This is a genomic window from Sediminibacterium sp. (genome assembly GCF_019264485.1).
GTDB lineage: Bacteria > Bacteroidota > Bacteroidia > Chitinophagales > Chitinophagaceae > Sediminibacterium.
Genome location: NZ_JAHVAA010000011.1, coordinates 304,277 through 321,504 on the forward strand (window position 1 = coordinate 304,277; position 17,228 = coordinate 321,504).

The window sequence follows — 17,228 nt, forward strand, 5'->3', positions numbered from 1 at the left end:
AGAAGGACTTTTTTCTAGGACGATTCATTCAAACATTATTGGTTATTCTGTTACATAGGATGAAACAGGTTCACAGGTACAGATGAGGTTCCTGTCTCCATGTGTATTGTTTACCCTTGCCACACTGGGCCAGAATTTATGCTGGGTTACATAGTACAATGGAAATGCAGCTTGCTGACGACTATAAGCATGTTTCCATTCATCGTTACAGATAACAGCCTGAGTATGGGGTGCATTTTTCAAAGGGTTATCTGTTTTATCAGATTGGCCTTCTTCAATCGCTTTTATTTCTTCATAGATTGATATCAGCGCATCGCAGAAACGGTCTAACTCGGCTTTGTCTTCACTTTCTGTAGGCTCAATCATGATGGTGCCCGGCACAGGAAAACTCATGGTAGGTGCATGGAATCCATAATCAATCAGTCTTTTGGCAACATCTTCTGCTTCAATACCAACACTTTGCTTAAATGGACGCAGGTCAACAATAAACTCATGCGCACAAGTGCCATTGGTTCCGGTATATAATATCTTATAGTATTTCTCCAGACGTGCTTTCATATAATTGGCATTCAGGATGGCATACTCCGTTGAGCGTCTGATACCCTCTTCACCCAACATCTTAATATAACCATAACTGATGAGTAGTATGCTTGCAGAGCCATATTGTGCGGCACTTACAGCCAGTGCAGGGTTGCCCAATACTGTATGACCTGGTAAATAAGGCGCCAGCTTATCGTTTACACAAATTGGTCCCATGCCCGGGCCACCACCACCGTGTGGAATAGCAAAAGTTTTATGGAGATTAAGGTGACAAACATCGGCACCTATCATACCAGGACTTGTTAAACCAACCTGTGCATTCATATTTGCACCATCCATATATACGAGTCCGCCATTATCGTGAATAGTCTGACAGATATCCTTAATGGTTTCTTCAAACACTCCATGTGTAGATGGGTAGGTAACCATTAATGCACCTAAGCTGTCTTTGTATTGTTCTGCTTTAGCTTTAAGGTCTGCCACATCAATATTACCTGCATCATCGCATTTTACTACTACAACTTTAAATCCGGCCATTACTGCGCTGGCAGGGTTGGTTCCGTGTGCGCTGATAGGAATGAGTACCACATTTCTGTGTGCTTCATTTCTTGCTGCGTGATAAGCACGAATGGTTAATAAGCCGGCATACTCACCTTGTGCACCGCTGTTGGGTTGCAGGCTGCAGGCAGTAAAACCGGTTATTTTACACAAGTAATCGTTGAGTTCATCGATGATTTGCTGGTAACCTGCTGTTTGCGATGCAGGTGCAAATGGATGTAATCCTCCAAACTCAGGCCAGCTCACCGGAATCATTTCTGATGCCGCATTCAGTTTCATGGTGCAACTTCCCAGACTGATCATACTCGTATTCAGCGATAGGTCTTTGTTTTCCAGTTGTTTTATATAACGCATCATCTGACTTTCGCTTCTGTGCGTATTGAAAACAGGATGGGTGAGGTAAGATGAAGTACGTAAGAGACCCTCAGCTAACTGGTAATTACTGTGAGATAAATCAGCATCACTAATTGTTACCAAAGGTTTTCCTGCTGCTTTTGAAAAAATACTGAGTATTGTATTGATATCATTTACAGAAGTAGTTTCATCAATGCTGATGATTATTCCATCTTTATGGTAAAAGAAATTGGCTTCATCGGCTTCTGCTGTTTTTTTAACGGCTTCTTTGTCTACCCCTGAAACAGATAAAGTATCAAAATAACTTTTATTTACCTGAGCAATACCCATCTTCGCCAGACCATCAGATAATAGTTTAGCAAGGAGGTGAACACGGGTAGCTATTTGTTTTAGTCCGGTTGAACCATGAAATACGGCATACATTGCTGCCATATTAGCCAGCAGTGCCTGAGCAGTACAAATATTAGATGTTGCTTTTTCTCTTTTAATATGCTGTTCTCTGGTTTGGAGAGCCATGCGCAATGCACGGTTACCCTGTGCATCGATACTTACACCAATCAGTCGGCCCGGCATTCCTCTTTTAAAATCATCCTGGGTAGCAAAAAAAGCAGCATGTGGACCGCCAAAGCCCATGGGTACACCAAAACGTTGTGCACTGCCCACAGCAACATCGGCACCTAGTTCACCCGGAGGTGTGAGTAAGGTAAGTGCCAGCAGATCGGTAGCCATAATCACCAAACCACCTGCACTATGTACTTTCTCAATAAAATGGCGGTGGTCTTCTGCTGCACCTTTACTGTTGGGGTATTGAATCAGGGCCCCAAAATAAGTTTCATCAATACTTGCAGTACTATAGTCACCGATTACGATGTCAATTCCAATAGGTTCAGCTCGGGTAACCAGTACATCTATGGTTTGCTGGAATGTATGCTGGTCAACAAACAATCTTGGTTTACTGATTACATCGGTTTTATTGACGTGGTGGAAGATCATGGCCATGGCTTCAGCTGCAGCCGTAGCTTCATCTAACAGAGAAGCATTTGAAATAGGCAGACCTGTGAGATCGGATACCATTGTCTGAAAATTAAGCAGACTTTCAAGACGACCCTGTGAAATTTCAGCCTGATAGGGGGTGTATTGGGTGTACCATCCCGGGTTTTCAAAAATATTACGCAGGATTACGCTGGGCGTAATAGTGCCATAATAACCCTGACCAATATAATTTTTAAATACTTTATTCTTCGATGCAATCTTTTTGAGTTCACTCAGGTAGTGGAATTCGCTGATGGCTGCCGGTACACCTAATGGTTTTTTGATGCGGATGCTGTCGGGAACCGTTTTGCTGATGAGCTCATCCAGTGAAGCGGTGCCAATTACTTCTAACATTCTATGGGTATCGGATTCATTGGGTCCGATATGACGTGTCTGAAACTCTGCTGATTGGTGTTCAAAAAGATTCATATTCAGGAATGGCTTAAAATGATGATAAAAAACCCAGCTTTAACGGCAGGGGGTTTTAAACGCCGCAAAGGTAAGCTTCCACAACGGGAAAATTCATCTTTTGTTCATCCGGTTAATAAGCTGTGAATCAAATTATTTCAATATTTTTAAAATCATAATATTGCACATGAAATCAACGCGTTGTGCCAACTGCGGCCGGGAACTGACTCCCGATTTTAATGTTTGTCCGGGATGTGGTCAGAAAACGAGCATTCACCGTTTCACCATGCCCCATTTTTTGCATGAGCTCTTACATGCGTTTACACATGCCGACAAAGGGGCCCTTTTTCTGCTAAAAGAATTGATCGTAAAACCTGGAGTGGTATTACAGGAATATATTCTGGAAGGTAAAAGGAAAAAATATTTTAACCCTTTTACTTTATTATTAATTGTACTGGGGTTTTCGGTATTTATGAATTCTATTTTTCATCCTTTTCAGAAGAACCAATACATTACCGAGGAACAGATTGCATCTGCAAAAACACAGGAGAAAAAAGCCTTCTATCAGCGTATTACAGAAAAACAGGCGAAGGTTAATGATTTTATGGAGAAACGAACCAATATCGTTACGTTTCTGATTGCTCCTGTTATGGCATTTGCTTTCTGGCTTGTATTTAAGGGAAAGCGATTGAATTTTGCAGAACATCTTGTAGCCTATCTTATACTCACCAGTATGCTTTCGTTACTGAGTACCATTTCATTTGTTCCTTTACTGACATTGTTATCACGCGATAAATTTTACATCGTAGCTACTTCAAATCTGTTGATTCAGTTCGTGTATACCAGTTTTGCTTATTCTAAATTTTTAAAGTTAAAAGGCTTTGGTGAAATACTGATGGTAACAGTGGCCAATATTTTAGGGATGGTTTTCTGGCTCATATTGATAACTATTGCCACATTTGTTTATTTTCTCACTTCCTGAAGTATAAAAATGATAGTGTTATCTTTGCCTAAATATTTTTCATGCAGCAATGGGAAAAATTAAGTGCTGATCATCAGAAGCAATACAAACAATTTCTGCAACGAGCCGATAAGAATAAGGTATTGAAACTATTGCCTGAACTACATGAGAAAGCATTTGCTGAAATAGATTGTCTCACTTGTGCCAACTGTTGTAAAAACTATTCGCCCCGCTTTAAAACACCTGATATAAAGCGTATCAGTAAATTACTGAAACTAAAAGAAAGCGCTTTTATTGATACCTATCTTTCACTCGATACCGAGGGCGATTATGTTACCAATACAAAACCCTGTCCATTCCTTGGCTCAGATAATTACTGTAGTATTTATGAAGATCGTCCGTCTGATTGTAAACGCTTTCCCTACACAGATGAAGATGTGCTGATAAAGAGACCTGTAATTACACTGAAAAATTCAACTTTTTGCCCGGCTGTACATCATGTACTCGAACATTTACTGAAGTCATAAACAGTTCCGGTTTTTTTTGTATATTCTCGCCATTCCCTGAGCGCATTATCTATTTTTAAAGATTGGACTATGGCACATTTACCGGTTTTAATAAAAGACCTGGCGTTGATTCTTGGTGCGGCAGCAGTGATTACTTTGTTTTTTAAAAAAATCAAACAGCCGGTTGTACTGGGGTATATCATAGCAGGTTTAATCGTTGGCCCTAACTTTAAATTATTTCCTACCATTGGCGATGTAGAAGGCATAAAGATCTGGGCCGAAATCGGCGTGGTATTTCTTTTGTTTGCATTAGGATTGGAATTCAGCTTTAAAAAACTGGTGAAAGTTGGCGGCTCTGCAGCCATTACGGGTATTACAGAGTTATTGTGTATGATGCTGCTGGGGTATGGAATGGGGCAATTTTTGGGTTGGTCATCTATGGATAGCATGTTTTTGGGGGGAATCATAGCTATCTCATCAACCACCATCATCTTTCGTGCTTTTGATGAACTGGGTTTGAAAACAAAACATTTTACCGGGCTGGTATTGGGTGTGCTTGTGATTGAAGACCTGGTGGCCATTCTGTTGATGGTATTATTATCAACAGTGGCTGTGAGTAAGCAGTTTGAAGGCACTCAAATGTTTTTATCGATTGGTAAACTCCTTTTCTTTCTTTGTCTCTGGTTCCTGATGGGTATTTTTTTACTACCCACTTTTTTTAAAAAGGTACAAAAATGGCTTAACAGTGAAACCCTACTGGTGATTTCGCTGGCCCTTTGTCTGGGTATGGTGGTGCTTGCTAATCAGGTTGGATTCTCAGCAGCGTTGGGGGCATTTATTATGGGATCAATTTTAGCTGAAACTACCCAGGCACATAAAATAGAACATCTTGTTACATCTGTAAAAGATTTGTTTGGTGCTATTTTCTTTGTATCGGTGGGTATGCTGATAGACCCCGCCATTCTGGTAGAATATGCATTACCCGTATTTCTGTTAACGATGGCTGTTATGCTGGGTAAAACAATTTTTGTAACAACCGGTGCATTGCTTGCCGCCCGCCCGTTGAAGCAGGCAGTGCAGGCCGGTACAAGTATGTCGCAAATAGGTGAATTCTCATTTATCATCGCTACACTTGGCGTATCACTGGAAGTAACCAGTTCTTACTTATATCCCATAGCAGTAGGGGTATCGGTTATTACAACGTTCACCACACCTTACATGATTAAACTGGCCGAGCCGTTACATCAATTTTTATTACGAGTGTTGCCGGACAAATGGATCACGGCATTGGAAAAGTACAGCAGTAGCTCACAAATCATCGAAAGCGAAAGTAACTGGAAGCGGTTATTACGGTTCTATATTCAAATCATTATACTGAATGGCGTAATCATGATTGCGCTTACCTTACTCACCGCATATTTTCTTCAGCCCTTCCTGTTGAAATATATTCAGGAACCGCTTACCGCGAAAATTATCAGTGCGGTGATTGGTTTAATTGCAATGGCACCGTTTATCTGGGCACTTACCGTGAAAAAAATGAGCAAGAGTGCTTATGCGGCATTATGGCTCGATCGTAAATATAGTCATGGTCCACTGGTAATGCTTGAAATTGCCCGAAATGCAATAGCTGTTGTGCTGGTTGCCTTTCTTTTACGACAGCTTTTCGATTTCTGGATAGCTGTTGGGGGTACACTTGCGGTGATGCTTATTATCGGTATACTGTTCCGTCAGCGATTGCAACGATTTTACCAGCGACTGGAAGACCGTTTTCTGCAAAACCTGCATGAAAAAGAACTGCTCGAGCAAAACAAAACACAGAGTCATTTGTCGCCCTGGGATGCTCACCTTACTCATTATCGAATCAGTCCACATGCAGGCTATATTGGTAAAACACTGGAAGAACTGCAATGGCGTGAATCCTACGGTATCAATGTGGCATTTATTGAAAGAGGTAATAAGGTAATGTTCGCGCCGGCAAGAACAGAAAAGATTTTCCCTTTTGATAATATCGGCGTTATTGGAACCGACCAGCAGATGCTGGAATTTGGTAAAATAATGCTGTCTTATTCTGAAGAATCTGATACAGAAAAAGAACTGGTAGAATTGGAAAAAATTGTAGTGGATGAACATACACGTCTCAAAGGCCTTACCATCCGCGAGTCTGGTATCAGGGAAAAAACAAATGGACTGGTAGTGGGTATTGAGAGAAAGGGAGAACGTATTCTCAATCCCTCTTCCTTTACACAATTAGAGTGGGATGATATTGTATGGATTGTGGGAGACAGGAAGAAAATCCAGCAACTTTATCATACCTGACTTCTCTGCGAAACCTCCGTATAACTCTGTGTCGTACTCAATTAATCTCCGTGGTAAACAACAGAGGTAAAAGTACAAAGGACTCCTATGTAGAGTAAGGTTCGGAGTTACACAGAGGTAGCTTTTACTGGGCTTATTTGGTTACGTGCAGAATATATTTTTCGGAGAAATATTCTTCGGGAAAAATTTTGTCTACCGGCATCATTCTTGGCCGCAGACCGCTTTCAAAAATTTCCTGTGCAAGGTCACCGCCTTTTAAACAGATCAATCCATTGGCAATTTCCTGCTGATGCCCTTTTTTTAAGAGTGGCCCGGCCCATTGCCAGAGTTCTTTTAAGGGCGCCACTGCACGTGATACTGCAAAATCAAATTTCCTGTTTTTTATTTCTTCAGCCCTGCCATGTTGTGTGGTAATATTTTTAATACCCGCACCTTCCGCTACAGCATTAACCACTTTTAATTTTTTAGCGATACTATCTACCAGGTGAAACTTTACTTCCGGAAAAAAAATAGCCAGTGGCACACCAGGAAAACCGCCGCCACAACCTATATCAATTACCTGTGTGCCGGGCTGAAAATCGGCAATGGCAGCAATACTCAGCGAGTGAAGTACATGGTGCAGGTAAATACTGTCGATGTCTTTCCTGGAAATTACATTGATCTTTGCGTTCCATTCAGTGTATAATCCTTCCAGCGCCTCAAACTGTTGTACCTGATGCGGTGTAAAATCGCTGAAATATTTCAGAACTAATCCCAGTTTTTGCGGGGTGCTTTCCATATGGCGGGAACTGTAAAGATGAAATAAAAGAACATCCAGATATCAAAGAAAAGAAACCAGGGCCAGAGATCCTTCTCATTCAACTTCTTCATTGATTTATAAAGAACGACAGCCTGTAGTAAAAAACGAACACCAAATACTGCCAATGCCATCCACCAGTTATAAAAAATAATGCTTACGGCCAGTAATGGATATATCCAGAATAAAGAAAAAGAATACAAACCCAGTAGTAGTTTATGATGTCTTTTGTAATAATTACTGGTGGTATAATGACGATATTTTTGCGTCATCCAGTCGCTCCATCTCGTTTTAGGTTCGCTCAGGGTATGGGCTTCGGCATCAATACAGATGGTGGTGTTATTGGGGCGTGCTACCTGATTGATAAACAAATCATCGTCGCCACTGGGTATCTGGTTAATGGAAGAGAACCCTTTATTCCGCAGGAAAACATCTTTTTTATAACTGAGGTTCCTACCCACACCCATATAAGGTACACCTGCAAGTGCATAGGATAAATATTGAATGGCCGTATGAAAAGTTTCGAAACGAATGAGTTTATTGAGCAAGCCAGGTTTTTTATGGTAGGCGCCATAGCCCAAAACGATTTCAGTTCCTTCTGTATAACATTCCTGCATGTGTTGAATCCAGTGTTCAGAAGCAGGCACACAATCTGCATCGGTGAGTAAGAGTATTTCGTGTTTGGCACTTTTGATACCCATCGACAAGGGAAACTTCTTTCCACTGATCATTTTGGCTTCCTGGGTAAGCTCAATGTAATTGATGTTTTTAAACATTTTCTTGAACTCATCAACCAGGTACTTGGTATCGTCGGTAGAATTGTCATTCACCAATACCACTTCGTGGGTGCTTTTATATTGCTGAACCAGAACACCCGGCAATGTTTTTACCAGGTTATGGGCTTCATCTCTTGCACAAATGACTACGGAAATAGCATGTTCAATAGAGGTTTCTTTTTGTGGTGCCCGGAAAAAAGCAAGACGTCGGAAAAAATAGAGATAGTAAAACAACTGAATGGCAATAATGCCACAAAAGATATAAAAACAAATATCCCAGAGCAGAGTTGGTATGGTCATTTGGCAAAAATAAGGTTTGAAAGAGCTATGTGTGAATGGAGTGTGGAGATGTGGAAAAGTCTGAAAGTCGGAAAGACCGGAAGTCCGAGAGAAGATGCGGTACTATTTAAGTTTCTTCCAGCCTTTCGGACTTGCCGTCTTTCGGACTTTCCAACTACTTTTGCCCAATGGCGGCACTTACATTTGAACTGGAAACAACTTCGGCCAACAGCAGGGCAAGAGCAGGCAAGATCAGAACCGATCATGGGGAGATACAGACACCTATTTTTATGCCCGTCGGTACAGTGGGTACCGTAAAAGCTGTTACCCAGCAACAACTTAAAGATGATGTAGAGGCGCAGATCATTCTTGGAAATACGTATCATTTGTACCTGCGCCCCGGAACAGAAGTACTGGAAGCTGCGGGAGGATTGCACGGTTTTAATGGCTGGGATAGGCCCATTCTTACCGACAGCGGAGGCTACCAGGTATTTTCGCTGGCGGCCAACCGCAAGATTAAAGAAGAAGGTGTGATGTTTCAATCACATATTGATGGCAGCAGACATTTATTCTCACCTGAGTCGGTTATGGATATTCAGCGAAGTATCGGGGCCGATATTATTATGGCATTTGATGAATGTCCACCATATCCGAGCGAGTATGGTTATGCTAAAAAAAGTATGGAGCTTACTCATCGCTGGCTCGACCGCTGTATACAAAGACTTACTGAAACGCCCGATAGGTATGGATACACACAGAACCTGTTTCCGATTGTTCAGGGTAGTACCTATAAAGATTTACGGAAAGCTTCCTGTGAATACATTGCCTCTAAAGGGGCAGTTGGAAATGCGATTGGTGGATTGAGTGTGGGCGAACCGGAAGAAATGATGTATGAATTCACCGAATTGTGTACCGAATACCTTCCATCCGATAAACCTCGTTACCTGATGGGTGTAGGCACACCCTGGAACATACTGGAATGTATAGACAGGGGTATTGATATGTTTGATTGTGTAATGCCCACACGAAATGGCAGAAATGGTATGATATTTACTACTGAAGGGGTAGTAAATATCAGGAATAAGAAATGGGCCACCGATTTTTCTCCGATTGACCCCGGACTGGATAATGAAATGAGCCGTTTTTATACCAAAGCTTACCTGCGTCATTTATTTGTTGCCGATGAAATCCTGGGTATGCAACTGGCCAGCATTCAAAACCTGTCATTTTATTTATGGCTTGTGGGCGAAGCCCGCCAACATATTCTTGCCGGCGATTTTACTTCCTGGAAAACAGGTATGATTGAGCAGGTGAAGACAAGGAGGTGAGTTGATAGTCCTAGTCAATAGCTAATAGACCATGGTTCATGAACTATGGTTTATCGACCATCTCCCGCTTTAACATCCTTTTTTCTACCCCAACCCTTCAACCCTGTATCTTTGATGCGATAAGCCGCTATGAAGAAACTAGACTGGTACATACTAAAAAAGTTTTTGACCACTTTCTTTTTTGCCATCTTCCTTTTTGCGGTAATTGCTATTGTGGTAGATGTGAGTGAAAAAACCGATGATTTTGTGAGATCTGGTTTGTCGGTACAAAGCATCATTACAGAATATTATTATGGGTTTGTACCCCATATCATTGCCCTTCTATTACCCCTGTTTGTGTTTATAGCCGTTATCTTTTTCACTTCCAAAATGGCGGGCAGGAGTGAAATTATTGCCATTCTGGCCAGTGGCACCAGCTACAGCAGGTGGTTAAGACCTTATTGGATAGGCGGGGTTATTCTTGCCGCATTACTATGGTTTGCCAACCAGTATGTGGTGCCAAGGGCCAACCAGGTAAGGGGAAGTTTCGAGGCGAATTATATCGACAAGAACAGCAGTTATAATGCCTTACTCAGTACCAGCAGTTATATTTATTTAAGGGTTGATTCATTTACTTATGCCGGTATATACGCATATGATACTCTTACGAAAAGAGGGGGGCCATATTTCTCATTTACGGTAAGGAAAAATAAAGTGGTAGAAAACCTCCGCGCCGATCAGATTGTGTGGGATACAGCCACCCGTAAATGGAAACTGGAATCATTGGTACAAAGAAAAATTGCCGATAACGGAGAAGATGTTATGCTGACAGCTGAAAAGATCATGGATTTTAATTTTAAACCAGTTGACCTGAGTCGAGATAAATACACAAAAGATAAATTAACCACCCCTGAACTAGACCGGTTTATTGAACTGGAAGAATTAAGGGGCTCGGAGGGATTGAACAGTTTAAAAGTAGAACGGTACAGAAGGGATGCAACCTGCGTAACAGTTATTTTATTAACCCTGATCGGAGCCATTGTTGCGGGTAGAAAAGTAAGGGGGGGAAGTGGCGTACACCTCGCAGTGGGCTTTGTAACGGCCGCTTTGTTTATTCTTACAGACCGTTTTTCCACCATCTTCTCCACCAAAGGCGATTTACCCCCATTACTGGCTGCCTGGATACCCAATTTCATCTTCATTTTTGTGGTGATTCTACTTTATCGCAAGGCCCCCAAATGATTTTAACGGACTTTACACAAGCTTCATGCTTTTAGTTTTGCTGAGCATGGCAACTTGTGTTACCTTTAGCGGCCTGAAAAGCACCCGGAGTAAGACTTTTAATCATTTTTTATAACGAACGCCATAGCTAAAATTTTACGAAATGGGAATCATTAAAGATCGATTCAAGGAGAAAGCAGATGCTGCCAATGTCGAGATCAAAGACATCCTGAAAACACATGGAAATAAAAAGATTGGGGAAGTTACCCTTGCACAGGCCTATCAGGGTATGAGAGGTATAACAGGCCTGGTAACTGAAACCAGTTTATTAGACGCTCAGGAAGGTATTCGATTCAGGGGTTATTCTATTCCGGAACTGCAACAACATTTACCCAAAGCACCCGGTGGTGGTGAACCTTTGCCAGAGGGTTTATTTTACCTGATGCTGGTAGGCGAAATGCCAACAGAAGAAGATGCCAATCACATCACCAGTGTATGGCAACGCCGCAGTCATGTGCCTAATCACGTATTTCAAACCATCGACGCATTACCCATCAGTGCCCACCCGATGACGATGTTTGTAACGGGTGTAATGGCTTTACAGACGGAAAGTAATTTTGCCAAAGAATATGCAAAAGGCATTAATAAAAAAGAATACTGGAACCCGGTATACGACGATGCAATGGACCTTATTGCACGGCTACCCAGAATTGCAGCCTATATCTACCGTCGTAAGTATAAAAACAACGAACATATTCACCCCAATGGTTTATTAGACTGGGCAGGTAACCTGGCTCATATGATGGGGTATGATGATGAAAGTTTCAAAGAACTGATGCGTTTGTACATGACCATTCATGCAGATCATGAAGGGGGTAATGTATCGGCTCATACCACGCACCTCGTTGGTTCTGCTTTAAGCGATCCTTACCTGAGTTATGCAGCAGGTATGAACGGGCTCGCCGGTCCTTTACACGGTCTTGCCAACCAGGAAGTGATCAAATGGATTTTTGAAATGCAGGCTCAACTCGGTACCGATGATCCAACCAAAGAACAGATCGCTGACTATGTACAGAAAACCCTGTCTTCAGGAAAAGTAGTGCCGGGTTATGGTCATGCTGTATTGCGTAAAACCGATCCCCGTTTTACTGCACAGATGGAGTTTGGAAAAAAACATATGGCCGATGATAAACTGGTGAATACCGTTTGGAAAGTATATGAAACAGTGCCACCCATTTTAGAATCTTTGGGCAAAGTAAAAAATCCATGGCCCAATGTAGATGCACATAGCGGTGCATTACTGGTGCATTATGGACTGGTTGAATACGAATTCTATACCGTTTTATTTGCCGTGAGTCGTGCACTCGGTGTATTGGCAAGTCTTTGCTGGGACAGAGCCCTCGGGCTGCCCATTGAGCGCCCCAAATCTGTTACTACAGATGCGGTGAAAAAATGGCTGGATGGTAAGGACGAAATCTGGGAATAAACAGAATCGTTAAAAAATAAAAGAGAAAGTCCGTAGGTAACTATGGACTTTCTCTTTTTTATCCCGGGTTGATTTTTTATATTGAGCCAACTCAAACGATTATCCATGGCAAGAGCAACCGCATCCAAAACCGCCACCAAAAAAGTGATAAAGAAAAAAACTACTAAAACTGCTGTAAAAAAGACGGCAACAAAAGCACCTGCTAAGAAGGCGGCCCCTGAAAAGAAAAAAAAGGAAATTAAAATAAAGTACTCCGATAAATCTGCCGGGCAACCGGAACTGGTTCCCATATTCGACAATATTAAAAAAATGTTGTTAAGCTATCAGAAAGATAGTCTTGAATTGGTAGGAGGATATGGTGGTATGATGTGTTTGGTGAGTCAGAAACCTGCGGTTATTCATGGACGTCAGCGCGATGAAGTCTGGTTTGCAGGAATTCTGGTACAAAAAGGATATGTAGGGTTTTACTATATGCCTGTGTATGCCAATCCTGATATGAAAAAAGTATTCAAACCTGAATTACTCAAATGTCTGAAAGGCAAGAGTTGTTTTCATATCAAAAAGAATGATCCGGTTATTATGGGGCAGATTAAGGAATCGCTGAAGATTGGGTATGAGATGTATAAGGAGAGGGGATGGTTGTAAGCGGATTAAAAATTTTGCAGGAAGCAGGTCAGCCCATACATTTGCAGTCCTGTAATGGCGAATTAGTTCAGTTGGCTAGAGCGTCCCGATGGTAATCGGGAAGGCTATGGTTCAAAAATAAGGGGAATTAGCTCAGTTGGCTAGAGCGCTTGCATGGCATGCAAGAGGCCACCGGTTCGAATCCGGTATTCTCCACAATACAAAAGTTAGTCTTTAGGACTGACTTTTTTTATGCAACGAATGATTGCCTCTTTATAACACTTACTGATTGCAAGTTTCAAAGGTTTTCAACACATCGTGTATAATAGTTCTATCATCTCTCACCATACCATACTATTTTAGAACCCGGATTTGGTTCCCGCATTGCGGGATTAAAAGGGAATCCCGTGTAATTCGGGAACTATCCCCGTAGCTGTAAGCTTCAATAACCTGTTTCATCTACAAGTCACTGCCCCGTTATCAGCGGGATGGGAAGGCAGACAACAGGGAAGTAAGTCAGAAGACCTGCCAACATCAAATTTAATTAGTAACGTAAGCTTTCGGAGGAAAAGCCGGTACTGAAATGACTGTTGCACATTGTGTACTTTTTTTCAGCTATCAGTATTTGCACTGCCGTGAGCATACACAAAAAAGTATGCTATGGAACAAAACAATGAAATTCTCCTGAGGGAGAACAAGGATCGCTTTGTGATCCTGCCAATTAATTATCCTGCTATCTGGGAACAGTACAAAAGACATGAAGCCAGTTTCTGGACCGCAGAAGAAATTGACCTTAGTAATGATCTTAAAGACTGGGCATCTTTAAATGATGGGGAGCGTCATTTCATCAGCCATGTACTTGCTTTTTTTGCAGCCAGTGATGGTATTGTCAATGAAAATCTCGCCGTGAACTTCATGAGTGAAGTGCAGTTGCCCGAAGCCCGCTGTTTTTATGGTTTTCAGATCATGATGGAAAATATTCACAGCGAAACATATGCTTTGCTGATTGATACTTATGTAAAGGACCCTGTTGAAAAAGATAAACTCTTTCATGCAATCGAAACGGTCCCTGCTGTAAAAAAGAAAGCAGAATGGGCACTTCGTTGGATTGACAATGGAAATTTTGCGGAGCGTCTGGTCGCATTCGCCGCAGTAGAAGGTATTTTCTTCAGCGGCAGTTTCTGTTCCATCTTCTGGTTAAAAAAGCGGGGGCTCATGCCGGGATTAACTTTCAGCAATGAATTGATCAGCCGCGATGAAGGCCTGCATTGCGAGTTTGCCTGTTTATTATACAGCATGCTGCAAAATAAACTCACACAGGAAGCAGTGTATGCAATCATTACTGATGCAGTGACCATCGAAAAACAATTCATCACAGAAGCGCTTCCGATAAACCTGATTGGCATGAACGCCCAGTTAATGCAGCAATACATTGAATTTGTAGCCGATCGCTGGATCAGTGAACTAGGATACGCTAAACTCTATCATACTAATAATCCTTTCGACTTTATGGAAATGATATCACTTCAGGGAAAGACCAACTTTTTTGAGAAACGTGTAGGAGACTATCAGAAAGCAGGGGTAATGAGTGGTAAAGACAACCAGGTTTTTTCTACAGAAGAAGATTTCTAAAACATTTCAGTCATCATCCTTAAAAACTAATCTATGTATGTTATAAAAAGAAACGGGAAAAAAGAGTCCGTAAAATTTGATAAGGTAACAGCGCGTATTGAAAAACTATCCTACAGCCTGAGTCCGATTGTAAATGTAATTGATGTGGCTAAGAAAACGATTGAAGGAATTTACGAGGGTGTGGCTACTACCGATCTTGATAACCTGGCGGCAGAAACAGCAGCATCATTAACCATTACGCACCCGGATTATGCAATATTGGCATCACGTATAGCGGTGAGTAACCTGCATAAGAATACCGTGAAATCTTTTTCAGTAACCATGCGTAAGCTGTATCATTATACGGATGAAGCTACCGGAAAAAAACTTCCACTCATTGCCGACGATGTTATGCAGGTGATTGAAGAAAATGCCGACCTGCTAGACAGTACGATTATTTACGACAGGGATTATGGATTTGATTATTTCGGCTTTAAAACACTGGAGAAATCATACCTGCTGCGGATCAATGGAAAAGTGGCTGAACGACCACAGCATATGTATATGCGGGTAGCAGTGGGTATTCATAAAAATGATATTGATTCTGTAATTAAAACCTATCATTTGATGAGCGAGCGCTGGTTCACCCATGCAACACCTACCTTGTTTAATGCCGGAACACCCAAGCCACAGATGAGTAGTTGTTTTCTGCTTACCATGAAAGAAGACAGTATTGATGGTATTTACGACACGCTGAAACAAACAGCAAAAATTTCGCAAAGTGCAGGAGGTATTGGGTTGTCTATTCATAATATAAGAGCAACGGGAAGTTATATTGGCGGTACCAATGGAACCAGCAATGGAATCATCCCCATGTTAAGGGTGTTTAACGATACGGCACGATATGTGGATCAGGGTGGTGGTAAACGTAAAGGCGCATTTGCCATTTACCTGGAACCCTGGCATGCAGATATTTTTGAGTTTCTGGATCTGCGTAAAAACCATGGTAAAGAAGAACTGCGTGCCCGCGATTTGTTTTTTGCCTTATGGATATCAGATCTTTTTATGAAACGTGTAGAAGCGAATGAAGAGTGGAGTTTGTTTTGTCCGAATGAAGCGCCTGGTTTAAGCGATTGTTGGGGAGAAGCATTTGATCAGTTATACATAAAATATGAAACAGAGGGCAAGGCAAGAAGAACAGTAAAGGCACAGGAACTGTGGTTTAAAATTCTGGAGTCGCAGATCGAAACAGGAACGCCTTATATGCTGTATAAAGATGCGGCCAACAGCAAAAGCAACCAGCAGAATATCGGCACTATTAAAAGCAGTAATCTTTGTACGGAAATACTGGAATACACTTCACCCGAAGAAGTGGCGGTTTGTAATCTGGCATCTATTGCATTGCCAAGGTTTATTACAGATGGAAAATATGATCATCAGAAACTATACGAAGTAACTTATCAGGTAACAAAAAACCTGAATGCTGTTATTGATGGAAATTATTATCCGGTGGAAGAAGCAAAATATTCCAATATGCGGCATCGTCCTATCGGGCTTGGCGTACAGGGATTGGCAGATGTATTTATTATGCTTCGTCTTCCGTTTGAAAGTGATCTTGCAAAGCTGTTGAACAAAAACATATTTGAAACCATCTATTTTGCTGCAATGACGGCCAGCAAGGATCTGGCAAAAGAGCAGGGTGCTTATGAAACATTTGCAGGCTCTCCATTGTCAAAAGGTATTTTTCAATTTGATATGTGGAACGAAACGCCCAGCGATCGCTGGGACTGGGAAAGTCTTCGGAAAGAAGTAAAAGAGTATGGCGTTCGGAACTCTTTGTTAGTGGCACCCATGCCAACTGCATCAACTTCGCAGATATTTGGAAATAATGAGTGTTTTGAACCCTACACATCCAATATCTATACACGCAGGGTATTGAGTGGAGAGTTTATCATTGTAAACAAACACCTGCTCAAAGACCTTGTTCAGCTTGGCTTATGGAACAACAACATGAAGAATAAAATCATTGCTGCAAACGGATCTATTCAGCATATTGAGGAAATACCGGCAGATATCAAAGAGTTGTACAAAACAGTATGGGAAATCAAACAACGCAGTATCATTGATATGGCGGCAGACAGGGGGGCTTACATATGCCAGTCGCAATCATTGAACCTGTTTATCGATAGTCCTACCATCTCAAAACTTACATCCATGCATTTTTATGGATGGAAAAAAGGATTGAAAACAGGCATGTATTATTTGCGCACACAGGCAGCAACACAGGCAATTCAGTTTACGGTCGACAAACAAAAAGAAACAGTAATAGAAGATCGGAGTATTCCGCTAACAGGTGCGTCTCAGGTAGCGGACAGCGATGTTGAACCAACAGTAGCTGATGGACCATCCTGTTCTATGGAGGATGGATGTATCAGTTGTGGATCATAAAAGAA

The 17,228-nt window shown here is 41.6% G+C and carries 12 protein-coding genes, 1 tRNA gene and 1 riboswitch; of the genes, 10 read left to right on the top strand and 3 right to left on the bottom strand.

What is annotated here, in order from left to right:
- Positions 1–42: 42 nt before the first annotated feature.
- Entirely contained in the window at positions 43–2,913 is a 2,871-nt protein-coding gene (gene gcvP, locus KXJ59_RS07525) for an aminomethyl-transferring glycine dehydrogenase (protein ID WP_295202737.1), read from the bottom strand.
- Between the two features lie 166 nt (positions 2,914–3,079).
- On the opposite strand from gcvP, the gene KXJ59_RS07530 reads away from it, so the two are divergent.
- The 3 genes from KXJ59_RS07530 (at position 3,080) to KXJ59_RS07540 (ending at position 6,675) form a co-directional block, all read left to right on the top strand.
- The gene (locus KXJ59_RS07530) at positions 3,080–3,874 is read left to right on the top strand and encodes a DUF3667 domain-containing protein (RefSeq protein WP_295202739.1); all 795 of its coding nucleotides are present in this window, start codon (positions 3,080–3,082) and stop codon (positions 3,872–3,874) included.
- A gap of 41 nt (positions 3,875–3,915) precedes the next feature.
- A complete protein-coding gene (locus KXJ59_RS07535) occupies positions 3,916–4,380 on the top strand; it encodes a YkgJ family cysteine cluster protein (protein WP_295202742.1) in 465 nt (154 codons plus the stop codon).
- 69 nt (positions 4,381–4,449) lie between these two features.
- Positions 4,450–6,675: a cation:proton antiporter gene (locus KXJ59_RS07540; RefSeq protein WP_295202744.1), complete on the top strand. Its 2,226-nt coding sequence runs from the start codon at positions 4,450–4,452 to the stop codon at positions 6,673–6,675.
- 133 nt (positions 6,676–6,808) lie between these two features.
- Here KXJ59_RS07540 and rsmG read toward each other — a convergent pair whose 3' ends face one another.
- Both rsmG and KXJ59_RS07550 read right to left on the bottom strand, forming a co-directional pair.
- Positions 6,809–7,453: a 16S rRNA (guanine(527)-N(7))-methyltransferase RsmG gene (gene rsmG, locus KXJ59_RS07545; protein WP_295202747.1), complete on the bottom strand. Its 645-nt coding sequence runs from the start codon at positions 7,451–7,453 to the stop codon at positions 6,809–6,811.
- The gene (locus KXJ59_RS07550) at positions 7,423–8,547 is read right to left on the bottom strand and encodes a glycosyltransferase (protein WP_295202749.1); all 1,125 of its coding nucleotides are present in this window, start codon (positions 8,545–8,547) and stop codon (positions 7,423–7,425) included. The genes rsmG and KXJ59_RS07550 overlap by 31 nt, the downstream gene beginning before the upstream one ends.
- 167 nt (positions 8,548–8,714) lie before the next feature.
- Between KXJ59_RS07550 and tgt the strand changes: the two genes are divergently transcribed.
- From tgt to KXJ59_RS07585, 7 genes are all read left to right on the top strand, one after another.
- A complete protein-coding gene (gene tgt, locus KXJ59_RS07555) occupies positions 8,715–9,854 on the top strand; it encodes a tRNA guanosine(34) transglycosylase Tgt (RefSeq protein ID WP_295202752.1) in 1,140 nt (379 codons plus the stop codon).
- 129 nt (positions 9,855–9,983) lie between these two features.
- The gene (locus KXJ59_RS07560) at positions 9,984–11,075 is read left to right on the top strand and encodes an LptF/LptG family permease (RefSeq protein WP_295202753.1); all 1,092 of its coding nucleotides are present in this window, start codon (positions 9,984–9,986) and stop codon (positions 11,073–11,075) included.
- 142 nt (positions 11,076–11,217) lie between these two features.
- Positions 11,218–12,540 carry a citrate (Si)-synthase, eukaryotic gene (locus KXJ59_RS07565; protein WP_295202756.1) on the top strand — a complete coding sequence of 441 codons (1,323 nt, stop codon included), beginning with the start codon at positions 11,218–11,220 and terminating at the stop codon, positions 12,538–12,540.
- A gap of 105 nt (positions 12,541–12,645) precedes the next feature.
- Positions 12,646–13,185, top strand: a complete 540-nt coding sequence (locus tag KXJ59_RS07570; RefSeq protein ID WP_295202759.1) for a DUF1801 domain-containing protein — start codon at positions 12,646–12,648, stop codon at positions 13,183–13,185.
- 121 nt (positions 13,186–13,306) lie between these two features.
- Positions 13,307–13,380, top strand: a tRNA-Ala gene (locus KXJ59_RS07575).
- Between the two features lie 140 nt (positions 13,381–13,520).
- Positions 13,521–13,712, top strand: a riboswitch (cobalamin riboswitch).
- Positions 13,713–13,824: 112 nt separating this feature from the next.
- Positions 13,825–14,796 carry a ribonucleoside-diphosphate reductase small subunit gene (locus KXJ59_RS07580; RefSeq protein WP_295202761.1) on the top strand — a complete coding sequence of 324 codons (972 nt, stop codon included), beginning with the start codon at positions 13,825–13,827 and terminating at the stop codon, positions 14,794–14,796.
- A gap of 33 nt (positions 14,797–14,829) precedes the next feature.
- Positions 14,830–17,223: a ribonucleoside-diphosphate reductase subunit alpha gene (locus KXJ59_RS07585; RefSeq protein ID WP_295202762.1), complete on the top strand. Its 2,394-nt coding sequence runs from the start codon at positions 14,830–14,832 to the stop codon at positions 17,221–17,223.
- The last annotated feature ends 5 nt before the right edge of the window (positions 17,224–17,228 follow it).